The organism is Mycobacterium sp. smrl_JER01, assembly GCF_048513595.2.
In the GTDB taxonomy this organism is placed as follows: Bacteria; Actinomycetota; Actinomycetes; order Mycobacteriales; family Mycobacteriaceae; genus Mycobacterium.
Window position 1 is genome coordinate 4,839,496 of sequence record NZ_JBLXXK020000001.1, and the last position, 15,453, is coordinate 4,854,948.

General features: G+C 67.6%; 15 protein-coding genes. 8 read left to right on the plus strand and 7 right to left on the minus strand.

The annotated features are described in order from the left end of the window. Positions 1-53 precede the first annotated feature (53 nt). Positions 54-524 carry a VOC family protein gene (locus ACNUDN_RS22665; RefSeq protein WP_419123985.1) on the plus strand — a complete coding sequence of 157 codons (471 nt, stop codon included), beginning with the start codon at positions 54-56 and terminating at the stop codon, positions 522-524. On the opposite strand, the gene ACNUDN_RS22670 is transcribed toward ACNUDN_RS22665, so the two are convergent. Next, positions 512-3,214, minus strand: coding sequence for a family 1 glycosylhydrolase (locus tag ACNUDN_RS22670; protein WP_419123986.1), 2,703 nt, complete (start codon positions 3,212-3,214; stop codon positions 512-514). The two genes, ACNUDN_RS22665 and ACNUDN_RS22670, sit on opposite strands and share 13 nt — an antisense overlap. Before the next feature lie 164 nt (positions 3,215-3,378). Here ACNUDN_RS22670 and ACNUDN_RS22675 point away from each other — a divergent pair, with 164 nt between their 5' ends. Continuing rightward, positions 3,379-4,155: a bestrophin-like domain gene (locus tag ACNUDN_RS22675; RefSeq protein ID WP_419123987.1), complete on the plus strand. Its 777-nt coding sequence runs from the start codon at positions 3,379-3,381 to the stop codon at positions 4,153-4,155. 4 nt (positions 4,156-4,159) lie between these two features. On the opposite strand, the gene ACNUDN_RS22680 is transcribed toward ACNUDN_RS22675, so the two are convergent. Beyond that, positions 4,160-5,839 (minus strand): FAD-dependent oxidoreductase, encoded by a 1,680-nt coding sequence (locus ACNUDN_RS22680; protein ID WP_419123988.1) that lies wholly within the window; start codon positions 5,837-5,839, stop codon positions 4,160-4,162. A gap of 19 nt (positions 5,840-5,858) precedes the next feature. Then, entirely contained in the window at positions 5,859-6,887 is a 1,029-nt protein-coding gene (locus tag ACNUDN_RS22685) for an AurF N-oxygenase family protein (RefSeq protein WP_419123989.1), read from the minus strand. A gap of 217 nt (positions 6,888-7,104) precedes the next feature. Here ACNUDN_RS22685 and serC point away from each other — a divergent pair, with 217 nt between their 5' ends. Next, positions 7,105-8,220, plus strand: coding sequence for a phosphoserine transaminase (gene serC, locus ACNUDN_RS22690; protein ID WP_419123990.1), 1,116 nt, complete (start codon positions 7,105-7,107; stop codon positions 8,218-8,220). A 175-nt stretch (positions 8,221-8,395) separates the two neighbouring features. After that, positions 8,396-9,223 carry a septation protein SepH gene (sepH, locus tag ACNUDN_RS22695; protein ID WP_419123991.1) on the plus strand — a complete coding sequence of 276 codons (828 nt, stop codon included), beginning with the start codon at positions 8,396-8,398 and terminating at the stop codon, positions 9,221-9,223. 123 nt (positions 9,224-9,346) lie between these two features. On the opposite strand, the gene ACNUDN_RS22700 is transcribed toward sepH, so the two are convergent. Beyond that, positions 9,347-9,619, minus strand: coding sequence for a DUF2537 domain-containing protein (locus tag ACNUDN_RS22700; RefSeq protein ID WP_419123992.1), 273 nt, complete (start codon positions 9,617-9,619; stop codon positions 9,347-9,349). Next, a complete protein-coding gene (locus ACNUDN_RS22705) occupies positions 9,616-10,443 on the minus strand; it encodes a TrmH family RNA methyltransferase (protein ID WP_419123993.1) in 828 nt (275 codons plus the stop codon). Before ACNUDN_RS22705 ends, ACNUDN_RS22700 begins: the two co-directional genes overlap by 4 nt. Positions 10,444-10,520: 77 nt before the next feature. Between ACNUDN_RS22705 and ACNUDN_RS22710 the strand changes: the two genes are divergently transcribed. After that, positions 10,521-10,772, plus strand: a complete 252-nt coding sequence (locus tag ACNUDN_RS22710) for a DUF2530 domain-containing protein (protein ID WP_419123994.1) — start codon at positions 10,521-10,523, stop codon at positions 10,770-10,772. A gap of 11 nt (positions 10,773-10,783) precedes the next feature. Beyond that, positions 10,784-11,236, plus strand: coding sequence for an SRPBCC family protein (locus ACNUDN_RS22715; RefSeq protein ID WP_419123995.1), 453 nt, complete (start codon positions 10,784-10,786; stop codon positions 11,234-11,236). Between the two features lie 3 nt (positions 11,237-11,239). Here ACNUDN_RS22715 and ACNUDN_RS22720 read toward each other — a convergent pair whose 3' ends face one another. Further along, complete coding sequence (locus tag ACNUDN_RS22720) at positions 11,240-12,076, minus strand: DUF3027 domain-containing protein (protein ID WP_419125272.1); 837 nt, start codon at positions 12,074-12,076, stop codon at positions 11,240-11,242. A gap of 191 nt (positions 12,077-12,267) precedes the next feature. Between ACNUDN_RS22720 and ACNUDN_RS22725 the strand changes: the two genes are divergently transcribed. Then, positions 12,268-13,881 (plus strand): MFS transporter, encoded by a 1,614-nt coding sequence (locus ACNUDN_RS22725; RefSeq protein WP_419125273.1) that lies wholly within the window; start codon positions 12,268-12,270, stop codon positions 13,879-13,881. Continuing rightward, positions 13,878-14,390, plus strand: a complete 513-nt coding sequence (locus tag ACNUDN_RS22730; protein WP_419123996.1) for a DUF2771 domain-containing protein — start codon at positions 13,878-13,880, stop codon at positions 14,388-14,390. Before ACNUDN_RS22725 ends, ACNUDN_RS22730 begins: the two co-directional genes overlap by 4 nt. Positions 14,391-14,393: 3 nt before the next feature. Here ACNUDN_RS22730 and ACNUDN_RS22735 read toward each other — a convergent pair whose 3' ends face one another. After that, on the minus strand, positions 14,394-15,410 hold the full coding sequence (locus ACNUDN_RS22735; protein WP_419123997.1) for a glutathione S-transferase family protein: 1,017 nt from the start codon (positions 15,408-15,410) through the stop codon (positions 14,394-14,396). Positions 15,411-15,453: the final 43 nt, after the last annotated feature.

The window sequence follows — 15,453 nt, forward strand, 5'->3', positions numbered from 1 at the left end:
TTCTGAGCGAGGTCGGGTCTGTACCGGCAGTCCACCTACCGCGAGGAGTAACCATGGCCGTGAACGAAGAAGCCAACCGACCGATGCTGGTTCCCCATCTGGTCGTCGACGATGCCGCGGCGGCGCTCGACTTCTACGCCAAGGCCTTCGATGCCGAGGAGATGACGCGCATTCCCGGCCCCGGCGGGAAGTTGATCCATGCCTGCATGCGGATCAACGGCGCCCAGGTGTTCCTCAACGACGACTTCCCCGAGTTCAACTGCGGCAAGTCGAGCACGCCCGCCGCGCTGGGCGGTTCCGCGGTGACCCTCCACCTGCACGGCCCCGACGTCGAGGCACGTTTCGCGCGGGCGCTCGACGCCGGTGCCACGGTGGTGAACCCGCTCGAAGATCAGTTCTGGGGTGACCGCTACGGCGTGGTGCGCGACCCGTTCGGCCACCTGTGGTCACTGGCCGAGACGGTCCGCGAGGTGGACATGGCCGAGCTGACTACCCAGATGGCGAGCGACGGTCAGGGGATGTAAGCCTGCAGCAGCGGTACCGGCAGACCGTTGGCCAGGGTGATGCCGCTCAGCGCGGCAATGCTGTCCGGCTTCGGAATGCGCTCCAATTCAGGAGTTTTCGGATCTGACCCGTACAGCCCGAACTGCAACTCATAACCTTCGGACCACTCGAGATTGTCGACGAAGGACCAGTAGGTGTACCCCCGGATGTCCATCCCGTGGGCTACCAGATCCTGTACCACCGCGAGGTGATTGACGATGTAGGACGGCCGTTTCGAGTCGTCACCGTCGGCGATTCCGTTCTCGGTGACCCACAGCGGTTTCCCGTAGGACGAAGCGAGTTCGAGCACCTCCCGAAAACCGCCGGGGTCGGTGGGCTGGTTGAAGTCGCTGCACGTCGGTTCCTTGGCCGAGCATCGAATCGGGAATCCGCGCAGAAACGGGAAGCCCGGCACCGGGGCGATCCCGAAGCCCACCATGGGCTGCGATCCGTAGTACTGGACGCCCAGGAAATCGACCTTGCCGACCATGTCCGGATGGATCTCGTCGGCGGTCTTGACCCCGTCGAAGTTCGCGTCGACCCAGCCGTCGATCACCGCGTTGGGGAACCACCGGTTGTAGTAGTGATTCCACGCGTCGGCGGCTTCCACGTCGAGCCGGTTGACCGGATTGGCCGGTCGCGCCGGAATCATGTTGTGGGTGAATCCGACGAAGGCGGCCGGGCCGCCCGCCGTCGCCGCGGTGGTATCCCAGGCGTGGATCGCGTCGTAGGCCCTGACATGGCCGATGGCCTGGTTGACCAGGAACGTCGACGCCAGATCCGGCCGGATCACCCCGGGCGGCCAGTTCGGCACCACCCACGGGATCGCCAGGAATTCGGTGAGCACCGGCGGGAACGGCTCGTTGAGGGTGGCCCAGTTGTCGACCTGATCGCCGTACTTCCACGCGACGTAGGCGGCGTACTTCTCGAACTCCCCGGCCGTGTTCGATGACAACCAACCGGCCGCGGGCGCCGGCAGACCCAACTGGATCAGCGGCCGCGCGACGACCGGATCATGCACCCATACCGGCAGCGTGAAGTGGTTGACCGTGACGAACGGGTCCAGACCGTGCTGGCGCAGCGTGGCGAACATCGCCCGGTAGTGAGCCACCTCGTTCTGGTCGGCCAATGCGTCGAGGGCTTCCAGGTCGGCCAGGCTCAGCACCCCGCCCTCATCGGAGATATCGACCGCCGCAGTGGAATTCGGGAAGATCCGGCTCCACTCGATGCTCATCCTGAAGGTGTTCACACCCAGCTCGTCCCGAGCCAGACGGGCGTCGTCGGCGTAGGAGACATAGGCTCCCGGTCCGTTCTCCGGAACGCCCTTGACCAAACCCAGCAATCTGTTGATCGGATCATGCACCCAGCGGTACCAGTCCGATCGGGTGTCCACCGGCGATCCCGGTCCACCTTCGGCCTGGAACCCGGAATGCGCCACACCCCAGCGGAAGCCGTCGGGCAGGGAGAGATCGATGCCCTCGACCGGTTCGACACGGACGGTGATCGTCGTGGAGCGGGCGTGTCCACCGCCGGGCTTGAGGAAGCTACCGAGAATCGGGACGAAGCGCAGCCATCCGAACAGACCGTGCACATGTAGTCCGTCATCCTCATCGCTGACCGCGACGGTGAACGTGTCCGTTCCTCCGACCGCCGCCATCGCGTTCATCGGTCGGTAGACGAAGTTCCCTTCGGAGTCCACCGTGACGACGCCGCCGTTGCGTGGCCGACCGATCACGGCGTAGGTCAGTGCGTCGCCATCGGGATCCTCGAAGCCCACGTTGCCAGTGATCACGACACCGCCGTCGGTGGTCAGGCTCTGAGTGTGCGGTAGCGGATTCTCGACAGGTCGGGGCGTGCGGTTGAAGAACTCTCGCCGCACCCACGCCAGCAGCGCCCACCCTGACGGGTCGGCCGGGGGTTTCGGTGGTGGGCCCGCGGCGAACGGGCTGAACAGCGCCCGGACAAAGCTGCGGACCAGGTCCACCACGTAGGTCACCCCGGTTCGCAGGTCGAAAGCGGTTGGCCAGGGCCGCCAGGACGGCACCTTCGGCGGTGCGACGGCAGCGGCGGCGAGAACCTCTTCAGGTTCGGTGGTGAGGCGTTGCACCGCAACCGAGTCCGTCGCAGGGTCGACCACCTCAACGCCGGCCGAGGCCGGCTCCGGAGCCGCGTCGGCCGCGGGAGCCCCCTCGTCCCGGTATCCGGAGACGTTTCGGCCTTCGGCTCCGGTGTGGACACCGCCTTCGGCTCCGGTGGGGATGCGGTCCTGCTCGCGGGTCACTCCCGGATCGGCTCCTACGCCCGCCGCAGGAACGTCGGTGTCGGTGCCCGGGGCTGCTTCGGCGGCGTTGTCGTCGACGGTGCCCGCACCGCCAGGGTCGGACGTCTCAGGGTCGCCGACGTCCCCGGCATCCCCGTCCTCGTCGAGGTCCCCCTCCTGCTCGACGTCCCCTGCATCCCTGCCGGCATCGACCTCTCTGGCCGGTGACGATCCCGAGGACGACGCGTCGTCACCGCCGGGATCCGGCCTCGCCGGCTCGGATTCCGACGTGCCTGCGCCCGCGGCGTCCTCGGTCGCCCACGCCATACCCGACCCGGTGAACACCGCGGCCCCGACCCCGAGCGCGACCGCCAGTGCTCCGACGCGGCCCACGCACTGCGCAGAATTCATGCGTTCTGCATACCGCCGAGAGCTGGTACCGGTTGCCGGTTTGGCGAAAACCTCGGGCGCGCCTGCATTTCCTCCGGTGTGTTGGCGGTGGTGAGCATCCTCACGCGGTGATAATTGCCGGGCTGCGCCGCGAACGCGCGCATCAGATGCGAGGTAACTGCTCCGTGCTGTGGCTTCTTCAGATACCCCCTCCGATCCTCGGCGCACTGTGGGTCTCCGTCGTCGTCGGCATCTCCGTCGGCGGTCTGCTGCTGTTCCGCAGGGTCGTCGGGCCGTCGCGCCTGGAGCACGGGCACGCGGTATCGGCCACCATGTTCCAGCTCGCGGGCACCCTGTACGCGGTGCTCGTGGCTTTCGTCGTGGTCGTCGTATGGGAACAGTTCAGCGATGCCGAGGACGCAAGTGGACACGAGGCCGCGGCCATCGCCGATCTGCTCCGCGATTCCGCGGCGCTGCCACCGGAGTCCAGGTCAGAGGTGGAACGGAGCCTGGTCGCCTACACCCGGAGCGTGGTCGACAGCGAGTTTCCGCGGATGCGCCACGGCGAGCAGGTCGCCGAGCAGTCCGACGAGCTGATCGCGGTGTGGGACAGCTACCTGCAGGTGCAGCCCGTCACCCGTAACGAGATCGCGTTCTTCGACCACGCGATCGTGCGACTCAATGACCTCACCGCATTCCGCAAGATGCGGGTGTCGACCAGTGATGCGTCGGTGCCCGGTGAACTGTGGGTGTTGCTCGTGGGCGGTGGCGGCGTGGTCATGACGTTCACGTTTCTGTCCGGAACCCGGGATCGGCTGGTGCACATCGCCGGCGTCGGGCTGACTGCGGCGCTGCTGTCGTTCGTGATGTACCTGATCTTCGCGCTCGAGCACCCGTACGTCGGCAAGCTCTCCGTGCAGCCGGCGCCCTACGTCAGCGTGCTGCAGATCTGGGCTGAATAACCGCTCAGCGCCGCAGGGTTGCCAACAGCCGCCGATGAATCGGCGCCGGGCCGGCCGCGGTGGCGGCTTGTTCCATCTCGGCGACCGAGGTGAACTTGGCGCGCGGCCGCAGGCCGGCACCGCGGGCAACCTCGGCCTCGTCGATGGCTTTCCAGCCGTCGGTGTCGATCACCCTCGGTTGCCTGCCCCGCACGAAACGGTGCAGTGCCGCCGGTTTGTGCACCGGGTCGGCGAGCAGACCGGCGTTGTAGTCACCGACCAGGGTGTGCACCGTTTCGGCGGCACACGACTTGTTGGTGCCGATGAATCCCGTCGGTCCACGCTTGATCCACCCGGCGACATAGCTTCCACGTACCGGCAGGCCGCTCTCCGAATCGACCACCCTGCCGGCGTCGTTGGGGACCACGGCGGCCGTGTCGTCGAACGGCAGTCCACGGATCGGCGTACCGCGATAGCCGATCGACGTCAGTACCAGGCTGGCGGGGAGGTCACAGGTCTGGTCGCTGCCGGTCACGGCGAACCGAGCCCCATCGACTCGATCCTCGCCGAGTACGCGCTGCGGGGTGAGCCGGTAGGCCAACCGGATGCGCGGCCGCGTCAGCGGCGCGGACGCATCGCCGAGCTTCGAGAGGACCTCAAGCTTGTTGCGGGTCAGCGGGTCGGTGACCTCGGCCAGGTCGGCGAGCACGCGGTCGTGATCGGCCGCGTCGAGCACCACCTCGCACTCCGAGGTCAGACCGATCAGTTCAGGCAGCGTGAACGCCGAGTCCGCAGGTCCGCGCCGGGCGGCGATCACCACTTCGCGTACCTGGGAACGCCGCAGCGCGCTCAGGGCGTGATCGGCGATATCAGTGCGCGCCAACAGGTTCGGATCGGTCGTCAGGACTCGCGCCACATCGAGTGCGACGTTGCCGTTGCCGATGATCACCACCCGCTCACCGCTGAGATCGACCCTCAGCCGGGCGAAGTCCGGATGCCCGTTGTACCAGGCGACAACCTCGGTGGCCGTCGCGGTGCCCGGCAGGCCGACGCCCTCGACGTCGAGCCGTTTGTCGTCCGGAGCGCCGACCGCGTAGAGCACGGCGTGGTGATGTTCCAGAAGTTCGTCGTGAGTCAGGTCCGCACCCACCTCGACGTTGAGGTAGAACGAGAACTCGGCCCGGTCGGCGATCTTGTCGAACAGTCTCGTGACCTGCTTGGTGTTCTGATGGTCCGGCGCCACACCGGCGCGCACCAATCCGTACGGCGTCGGCAGTTTCTCGAAGACATTGACCCGCACACCCGGCTGGGTGAGTAGTTCGTCGGCCGCGTACATCGCGGCCGGGCCGGAGCCGACGATCGCGACCCGAAGCGGGCCGCCCGCTCGCGGGTGCACGACCGGCGCCTCAAGAACCGGCGCCAGCTTCGACGTGGGCGGTAGCTTGCCCTCGCGCTTGGGATAGAACGCGGCGTTGAGTTCGATGAACGGCAGCTGCGCAGATTCGAGCCGCGAGTCCGGCGCGATGGCCCCGACCGGGCACGCCGAAACACACGCCCCGCAGTCCACGCACGCGACAGGATCGATGTAGAGCATCTCGGCGGTGGCGAAGCCCGGCTCGTCGGGCGAGGGGTGGATGCAGTTCACCGGGCATGCGTAGACACACGACCCGTCGCTGCAGCACGACTGGGTGATCACGTGGGGCATGTCGGGAGCCTCCGGGCCGTCAGGCCGCGGTCACCACGTGCGCGCGGGCGGGCTCGCTGCGGTAGCGGCTGGGCTTACCGCTGATTCGGCAGATCCGCCACATCAGTTTGGCGACCGGATTCATCAGCCCGGTGTCGGTGGCCAGCATCCGGACATCGCCGAACATGTCGCGCAGCATCTGCCGCGACTGCGGTGAACGGAAGAAGATGTCCTTGCGCACCGACCGCGGGATGTCGAATTCCTTCCAGAACGCGCGCGGCGGCACGATGATCGCCGAGCACAGCACGCGCATCACGAGCGGCACGTAGATCGACAGCCAGAACCGCTTGCGGCGCGGCAGGTGCGGAACACGCTTACGCAGGTATTCGTGCGCGAACGAGATGTGCCGCGCCTCCTCGGCGACATGAATTGCCATGACCCGCTCCATGATCGGGTGCAGCGACTTGCCCTCGCGCAGCACGTTCTTCTGCGTGTGGTCGATGGGTTCCTCACCGGCGAGGATGCCGAACCAGAACGGGATCGGCAGCGGTCCGGCCACCAGCGGGATGACGGGCTGGATCCACTTCAGCAGCCGTGGCATGCCAGGCACGTCGGCGCCGATGTGGTTCACCATCTCTTGGAACATCAGCGTGTGGTTGCACTCTTCGACCGCCTCGTGCAGACAGTAGCGGTATTCCGGGGAGCCGTTCGGCGTCCAGAACGCGTACTCCATCAAGCCGCGGATCAGGATCGACTCGAAGTGCAGGCCAACCTTGGCCACGTTGGCCTGGCGCCACATACCGATCTCGATCTGGCGCTCGATGGGCTGCGACCGGTACCACTCGTGCTGGCCGATCGGGTCGGTGGCCGGCAGGATCCAGCGTTCGTCGTTCGGGACCACCGCGAACTCGGGCGAAGCCCAGTCGATATCGGTGTACGGATTGAAATTTCGCCGCACCGAACCCTCGGACAAGGTCTGCAGGGTGTTCACGTAGTCCATGTCGTCGAAGACGTCCATGTTCTTGCGCCACCGACGGACGACCTTGGTTCGTGCTTCCTTGACAGCCATCGTGGAGCCTCTCTGCCCGTGCGTGAGGTTTACATTCGCATGCTCGCTGTCCAAATACAGTACCCACGGTCCCAGGAATTAACCAGCGCCTTTTCCGCATTGTGCGTCAGCCGGGTTATCCACATCACATGTGGTGTGGACCACAGTACGTGGCGGCCGCGCTCCCGCGCGCGGGACCGGCGCCCGCGGTCACGACCGGCGGTTCTAGGCTTGGGCCATGGCCGAGAACCTGACCATCCCCTCTGACCTGAAGCCCGCCGACGGACGCTTCGGCTGCGGGCCCTCGAAGGTCCGGCCCGAACAGCTGCAGGCGCTCGCCGCGGCCGGCGACGTGTTCGGCACCTCGCACCGGCAGGCGCCGGTCAAGAACCTCGTCGGGCGCGTCCGCGACGGACTCCGACAGCTGTTCTCGCTGCCCGAGGGTTACGAGGTGGTCCTCGGCAACGGCGGGTCCACCGCCTTCTGGGACGCCGCCGCGTTCGGGCTTGTCGACAAGCGCTCACTGCACCTGACTTACGGCGAGTTCAGCGCGAAGTTCGCCTCGGCCGTGGCCAAGAACCCGTTCGTCGGCGATCCCGTCGTGATCAAGGCCGACCCGGGCAGTGCGCCCACGCCACAGTCAGACCCTTCGGTGGACCTCATCGCCTGGGCCCACAACGAGACGTCCACGGGTGTCGCGGTGCCGGTGGTGCGCCCCGAGGGCTCCGGAGACGCGCTGGTCGCCATCGACGCCACCTCCGCCGCGGGTGGTCTTCCCGTCGACATCACCGAGGCCGACGCCTACTACTTCGCGCCACAGAAGAATTTCGCCGGCGACGGCGGCCTGTGGATCGCGATCCTGTCCCCCGCCGCACTGGCCCGGGTCGACGCCATCGCGGCCGGCGGCCGCTGGGTGCCGGAGTTTCTGTCACTGCCGATCGCCATCGACAACAGTGTGAAAAACCAGACCTACAACACCCCGGCGATCGCGACGCTGATCCTGCTCGCCGAGCAGATCGAATGGCTACTCGGCAACGGCGGGCTGGACTGGGCGGTCACGCGGACCGCCGAGTCGTCCTCGCGGCTGTATTCGTGGGCCGAGGCGGCGTCGTTCACGACACCCTTCGTGGCCGACCCCGCGCTGCGTTCGGCGGTCGTCGGGACCGTCGACTTCTCCGACGACGTGGATGCCGCCGCGGTGGCGAAGATCCTGCGGGCCAACGGCGTGGTCGACACCGAGCCATACCGCAAACTGGGCCGCAACCAGCTGCGCGTCGGCATGTTCCCCGCAGTCGAGCCCGACGATGTGAGCGCCCTGACGGCCTGTGTCGACTTTGTGGTGGAGCGGCTTTAGCCGCGACATTCTGCGGTGAGCGGCTTTAGCCGCGACATTCTGCGGTGAGCGGCTTTAGCCGCGACATCCCACCGAGAACGGCTCTGACCGACTGCCGCGTGTCACCCCGGTTACGGACTGATAACGCAGTAGGGTGACCTGCGTATCGGGCTAGGCCGGCCCGGAGGAGGTCGCAATGCGGGAACTCAGGGTCGTCGGACTCGATGTCGACGGCAAACGCATCATCTGCGAAGCAGGCGACTCCGGCGAGAAGTTCGTGCTGCGCTCCGACGACCGGCTCAAGGCTGCCGTGCGCGGCGACCGGGCCGGCTCGAATCAAACATCGATCGATGTCGAGGTCCCCACGTTGCTGCGTCCCAGAGATATCCAGTCGAAGATCCGAGCCGGTGCGTCAGTCGAGCAGGTCGCCGCGTCCGCCGGTGTCGACATCGCCCGGGTGGAGCGATTCGCCCACCCGGTCCTGCTGGAGCGGGCCCGCGCTGCCGAGCTGGCCACCGCGGCGCACCCGGTTCTCACCGACGGACCGTCGGTGCTGACGCTGTTGGAGACGGTCACCGGGGCGCTGATCGCCCGCGGCCTGGACCCCGATCACACGAACTGGGATGCGTGGCGGAACGAAGACAGCCGGTGGACGGTGCAGCTGGCGTGGACCGCCGGCCGATCGGATCTGCAGGCACACTTTCGCTTCACGCCCGGCGCGCATGGCGGGACCGTCACCGCGCTCGACGACGCCGCCACTGAACTCATCGACCCGAATTTCGCCCGACCGCTGCGGCCGCTGGCCCCGGTCGCCCAGCTGGCGCTCGGAGAACCCGAACACGACGAACACGAGTCGGCCCCGCAACCCGTCGAAGCATTCCAACCCGTGGAAGCACCCGAGCCCGTCGAAGCACCCGAACCCGCTCCGGCCGCCAAGGCACCGCGGCCACGCAAGGGCCGGCCCGCCGTGCCCGCATGGGAGGACGTCTTACTCGGCGTCCGCTCTAGCGGCGGGCAGCGCTAATCCGGCGATGGCCTGACGATCTGGCCTGACGATCTGGCCGGGCGCCTATCCAGGCGGGGCCAGACACTCACGGGCGCACCGGCTTTCACGCTGGCTTTCACGCCGGCGTGAATGCGCCGGATTTCACACGCCGGCTGCCACCACAACCACCAGTGCGATCCACGCTCCGGCCACACCCACCCCGGCCCCCAGAACGAACCAGCGCCAAACCGGCACCTTCCGCCAACCCCATACGGTAGGCGCCAGCCCGCCCACGGCCACCAGATTCAGGCCCGCTGCGAGCAGTGGGTGCACCCGGATCAGGCCGATGCTGAGCACGATGACGGCGGTGGCGATGACCGCTGCGACGAACGCCGCCACCGTCAGCCCGGTGGCCCAGGGCGTCTCGTCGCTCACCGCTGCAGCCTGTCCCGCTCGTAAAACGCCAGCGCCGCGGCCGTGGCGACGTTGAGCGAGTCCGTTCCCCGGGCCATCGGGATACGCACGCGCACATCGCTGGCCCGCATGGTGTGCTCCCTGAGACCCGGCCCTTCAGCACCCACCATGATGCCGACCCGGTTCGCGGCCAGTTCCGTCATCGCCTCGGCCAGGGTCCGCGCACCGGCATCGGGGGTCATCGCAAGGATGCGAAACCCTTTGTCACGTAACAGCTCGACGTCACCGGGCCAGGTTTCGGCCCGGGCGAAAGGCACCAGCAGGGCATGTCCCATCGACACCCGCACCGCACGGCGGTAGAGCGGGTCGGCGCAGCCGCTACCGAAGATCACCGCGTCCACCCCGAGCCCTGCGGCGTTGCGGAACACCGAACCGAGGTTCTCGTGGTCGTTGACGCCCTCGAGTACCGCGACCGTGCGCGCGCCGTCGAGAACCTCGGAAACGGCGAGTTCGGGAGCGCGTGAGGCGGACGCGAGTACGCCGCGCTTGAGGTGGAAACCGACCACGTCCGCCATCACCTCGGCAGACGCGCGGTAGATGGGAGCGGTGACGCCGTCGAGGGCGGCCCCGAGCTCGACAAGTCGCCGCTCGGTGCCCAGCAGTGCGCGCGGCACGAAACGTGATGCCAGCATGCGCTGCACCACCAGCACACCCTCAGCGATCACCAATCCCTTACCGCTGGGCAGATCCGGCCTGCGGTCGACGCTGTTGAGATCACGGAAGTCGTCCAGTCGTGGGTCCGCCGGATCGTCGACGTCCACGACCTCAACGTCGTTGGCGATCACGCTGTTTCGACAGGACCGGAGGCGCGCACAGCGCAGACACTACCCACTGCACCGGCGCCCTCGATAAGTTGGACACGATGGACACCGAATCCGATCCCCAGCCACCGCCGCTACCGGCAAGCCTGGTCAACCCGTGGCCCGTCATCGTGGTCATCACCGCGGGGTGGGTGATTGCCACCGTGCTCGCATTCACCGTCACCGCACTGTACGACTGGCGCCCGGTCACCGTGGCGGGTCTGGGCGTCGGGGCGCTTGGCACGACGATCTTTCTGTGGCAACGTCACGCGGTGCGTCGCGGGCACCGCGGTGCGCAACGCGGTTTGACCTAAGAGGAGACGTGATGGCAGCGCCGGTACTGCAAGCCGAGGTCGACATCAATGCCCCGGTGTCCACGGTGTGGGCCCTCGTCTCGGACCTGAGCAAGATGCCGCAGTGGAGCCCACAGTGCCGCCTGATGAAACCGATCGGACAGGTGCGTCCGGGTGCCCGGACGGTGAACGTCAACCGCCGCGGCCTGATGTTCTGGCCCACCACCAGCCGCATCACCGAGTTCATCCCCGAGAAGAAGCTGGCGTTCCGGGTCAACGAGAACCACACCGTCTGGAGCTATGAACTCGAGCCGACCGAGGCCGGGACCCGGCTGATCGAGACCAGACATGCCGAGAACGGCACCACCGCGGTCTCGGCGTTCCTGGTCGAGAGGTTCATGGGCGGAACGCCGAGCTTCGAGCAGGAGATGGTTCAAGGGATGAACGCTTCGCTGAACCGGATCAAGGCCGCCGCCGAGCGCTAGCTATCAGCCCTGGGGTTCGGGGTTCGGTCCCGGGACCTCGACGACGTCGAGAACCCCGTCGTCGTACGGATCGAACAGCGGCGACCCGGTACCCGGCGCCGCAGGCGTGTCGGAATGGGCGCCGCATCCGTATTCGGCGTCGACGACGTGACCGTCCGCGGCGTACTCGTTGGCACACACACCGAACAACACCCCCAGCGATCCGCCCAGCGGCAGGTAGAAGCCGCAGTCCCGACATGCTCTCTTGGTGGCCCGCGCCATCGCCGAGCCGGGACCGAAGTCACCGTCGTGCCAGCGCTGCGCGGCGTCGTTGCGCCCCCACAGGCTCAGCACCTGGCGGCGCCCGAGACCCACCTCCACCGCGACCTCGTCGATCTGCGGGTCCCCGGTGGCCAGGTAACCCGGCACCAGCCGGGGGTCGTCGGCGGGGGGCGCCAGCAGGTCGCCGGGACTGAGGTCGCCCGGCCGGACCCGCTCGTCCCACGGCACCCAGCGTGGTGCGAGCAACGCGGTGGGCCCGGGAACGAGAACGACCTCGCTGATGGTCGCGTGTTCGGCGCCCGGACACGCTGCAACGACCACCGCCCACTGCCAGCCGCGGTACCCGGGCAGCTCGGCCAGAAAGCGATGGGTCGCCGAGGTCGGGTCCTCGAAACCGGCACCGAGATACTCGCCCACAGTGTCTTCGCCGCTGAACTCCACGATGGCGGCGCGTGCATCCGCAACGGCACCCAGGAGCACCCGCTCAAGGTCGGGGGCGGGCTCCTGAACCGTCGGCTGCTGGGCCGGGTCGTCCGGCTCGTGGCCCGACGTGCCGGTCTGCGGATCGGGTTCGGTCATGCTGTCCATCGCCTCCAATACTGCCTGAGCCGGGCATCGACTAGCCACACCGGTCGGCTGCACGGTCCCTGCAGCGCCGATGGGGGAGAATCGACGGCGTGACCGGACCGCGGCGAGATCACCGGGACCCTGACGGTCAGCAGGGAGGGCGCTACTACCCGCCGCGCCCGCCGGCAGGTGAGCATCCCGGGATGGCCAACTATCCCAGCGATCCGGCCATGCGGCCCGGCGATCGCCGCGCCGGCCGTCCTTACCCACCGCACCAGGGCGGGAACCGCTGGTTGCCCCCGCTGGATGACGGTGCACGCCGGCACGACAGGTCCGCTGCCCCGCCGCCGGGCAGCCACCCCGGTGGCGAGAGGGTGACCGTGACGCGCGCGGCCGCCCAGCGCAGCCGGGAGATGGGCTCCAAGATGTACGGCTTGGTGCACCGTGCCGCCACCGCCGACGGCGCGGACAAATCCGGGTTGACGGCGTTGACGTGGCCGGTGGTGGCAAATTTCGCGGTCGACGCCGCGATGGCCGTCGCGTTGGCCAACACGTTGTTCTTCGCAGCGGCCTCCGGTGAGAGCAAGAGCCGGGTGGCGCTGTACCTGCTCATCACCATCGCCCCGTTCGCGATCATCGCACCGCTGATCGGACCTGCGCTCGATCGTCTGCAACACGGTCGGCGGGTGGCGCTGGCCGCGTCGTTCGTGTTGCGCACAGTACTGGCCGTGGTGCTGATCGCGAACTTCGACAGCGCCACCGGCAGCTTCCCCTCGTGGGTTCTCTACCCGTGCGCGCTGGGGATGATGGTGCTGTCCAAATCGTTCTCGGTGCTCCGCAGCGCCGTGACCCCACGGGTGCTGCCACCCTCGATTGATCTGGTGCGGGTGAACTCTCGGTTGACGACGTTCGGCCTGCTCGGCGGCACCATGATCGGCGGTGGGATCGCCGCCGCGGCGGAGTGGGGTTTCCAGCTGTTCCAGATGCCGGGGGCGCTCTATGTCGTGGTCGCGGTCACGATCAGCGGCGCCGTGTTGGCGATGCGGATCCCGAAGTGGGTGGAGGTCACCGAGGGCGAAGTCCCCACCACCCTGAGTTACCACGGCCAGACCGACGGCCGGACCGAGGAGTTCCGGCGGGACCGGGACGGTGACGGCGTCTCCGTCAAGAAGGCACGTCAACCGCTGGGGCGCAACATCATCACCTCGCTGTGGGGAAACTGCACGGTCAAGGTGATGGTCGGATTCCTGTTCCTGTACCCGGCGTTCGTCGCCAAAGCCCACGACGCCGACGGTTGGGAGCAGTTGCGCATCCTCGGGATGATCGGTGCGGCGGCGGCCGTGGGCAATTTCGCTGGCAACTTCACTGCTGCCCGGCTCAAGCTCGGTCACCCGGCCCGGCTGGTGGTGCGCTGTGCCGTTGCGGTCACCGCGGTGGCCCTGGTGACCGCGCTGACCGGAAACCTGTTGGTGGCGGCGGTCGCAACGTTGATCACGTCCGGGTCCAGTGCGATCGCCAAGGCCTCGCTGGATGCTTCCCTGCAGGATGACCTGCCCGAAGAGTCACGCGCGTCGGCGTTCGGCAGGTCGGAGTCCCTGCTGCAGCTGTCGTGGGTGGCCGGCGGGGCCACCGGGGTGCTGATCTACACCGAGCTCTATGCGGGCTTCACCACCATCACCGCCATCCTGCTGCTGGGACTGGCGCAGACGGTGCTGAGCTATCGTGGCGAGTCACTGGTGCCGGGCTTCGGGGGTAACCGGCCGGTGCTTGCCGAACAGGAAGGTGTACGGACGGATGCGGCGGTGACCCGCGAGTGAAACGTGTTGTCGCAGTGTTGGCAACGGTGGCTCTGTTCTCGTCGATCGGTACCGGTGTGCTGGTGTGGCAGCTCTCACGCGACCATGCTTCCCGGCTTCCCGAGATCTCGGCGTACTCGCAGGGGCAGCTGACCCGGGTGGGGCCGTACCGGTTCTGCCAGGTCCTCAACCCGACCGACTGCATGGTCAGCGCGGAGCAGGGCCAATTGCCGGTGAGCGGCCGGCAGCCGGTCCAGGTGTCCATCCCCGGAGAGATCGCCAAGGCGCCGTGGGTGCTGCTGCGGGCATACGAGGACGACGACGTCGTCGAGGAGTTCCGGCCGGACACCAGGTTGGCGGTGACCATCCCCACCGTCGATGCACAGCGCGGCCGGCTCACCGGCTTCGCGGTGCAGCTGCCGACGCTGGTCCGCGATCAGGACGGCAACGAGTTCCCGGTGCCGCACGCCGAGTGGTCGGTGCGCACGGTCTGGGATCCGGCCTCCGACTACCCCGCCTCCGCGCAATAGCGATCAGCCGGCCGAGTGCCCCTCGGGCACCCGCTCGCCCTCGCGCGTCGGTCCGGGCGGGGTGCCGTCACCGAAAGGCCTGCCGCCCAACTCTTCTCGTCGATGCGGCGTCAACCAGTTGGACAGGTCAGGGCCTTTCGGCACGACACCGGTGGGGTTGATGTCCGAGTGCACGATGTAGTAGTGCTGCTTGATCTGCACGAAGTCCACGGTGTCGCCGAATCCGGGTGTCTGGTAGAGGTCGCGCGCGTAGGCCCACAGCACCGGCATCTCGTCGAGCTTGCTGCGGTTGGTTTTGAAATGCCCGTGATAGACCGGGTCGAACCGGGCCAAGGTGGTGAACAGTCGGACATCGGCTTCGGTGATGGTGTCCCCGACCAGGTAGCGCCGATTCTGTAGCCGATCCGACAGCCAGTCCAATGCGCTGAACAGTCTGTCGAAGGCCTTCTCGTAGGCGCGCTGCGAGCCGGCGAAGCCACACCGATAGACGCCGTTGTTCACCTCGGTGTAGATCCGCTGGGATACCTCGTCGATCTCCTCGCGCAGCGGTTCGGGATAGAGCTGCGGGGCCCCGTCACGGTGATGGGCACTCCATTCGGTGGAGAAGTCCAACGTGATCTGGGGGAAATCGTTGGTGACGACCTCGCCGGTGGCGACCTCGACGATCGCGGGAACCGTGACGCCCTTCGGGTAGTCGGGAATGCGCTTGTTGTACGCGTCGCGCAGATAGTGGATGCCCAGCACCGGATCCACGCCGTCGGGATCCAGGTCGAAGGTCCAGCTCCGTTCGTCGTGGGTGGGCCCGCAGAAGCCGATGGACAGGGCGTCTTCGAGCCCGAGCAGGCGGCGCACGATGATGGTGCGATTGGCCCACGGGCACGCCCTGGCGACGACGAGCCGGTAGCGCCCCGGTTCCACCGGGTAGCCGTCGCGGCCGTCGGCGGTGATCCGCGTCGAGATGTACTGGGTGTCCCTGCTGAACTCTCCGTCTGTGCTCGACGGGTCGGCGACATAGCTCATGGGTCAGTCATACCCGCCGGATCTGAAGTTGAGCGCTTTCCGG

Coding starts and splice junctions, on each gene's coding strand:
- ACNUDN_RS22665 (WP_419123985.1), top strand. CDS start 54: ATGGCCGTGAACGAAGAAGCCAACCGACCGATGCTGGTTCCCCATCTG.
- ACNUDN_RS22670 (WP_419123986.1), bottom strand. CDS start 3,214: ATGAATTCTGCGCAGTGCGTGGGCCGCGTCGGAGCACTGGCGGTCGCG.
- ACNUDN_RS22680 (WP_419123988.1), bottom strand. CDS start 5,839: ATGCCCCACGTGATCACCCAGTCGTGCTGCAGCGACGGGTCGTGTGTC.
- ACNUDN_RS22685 (WP_419123989.1), bottom strand. CDS start 6,887: ATGGCTGTCAAGGAAGCACGAACCAAGGTCGTCCGTCGGTGGCGCAAG.
- serC (WP_419123990.1), top strand. CDS start 7,105: ATGGCCGAGAACCTGACCATCCCCTCTGACCTGAAGCCCGCCGACGGA.
- sepH (WP_419123991.1), top strand. CDS start 8,396: ATGCGGGAACTCAGGGTCGTCGGACTCGATGTCGACGGCAAACGCATC.
- ACNUDN_RS22710 (WP_419123994.1), top strand. CDS start 10,521: ATGGACACCGAATCCGATCCCCAGCCACCGCCGCTACCGGCAAGCCTG.
- ACNUDN_RS22715 (WP_419123995.1), top strand. CDS start 10,784: ATGGCAGCGCCGGTACTGCAAGCCGAGGTCGACATCAATGCCCCGGTG.
- ACNUDN_RS22720 (WP_419125272.1), bottom strand. CDS start 12,076: ATGACCGAACCCGATCCGCAGACCGGCACGTCGGGCCACGAGCCGGAC.
- ACNUDN_RS22725 (WP_419125273.1), top strand. CDS start 12,268: ATGGCCAACTATCCCAGCGATCCGGCCATGCGGCCCGGCGATCGCCGC.
- ACNUDN_RS22735 (WP_419123997.1), bottom strand. CDS start 15,410: ATGAGCTATGTCGCCGACCCGTCGAGCACAGACGGAGAGTTCAGCAGG.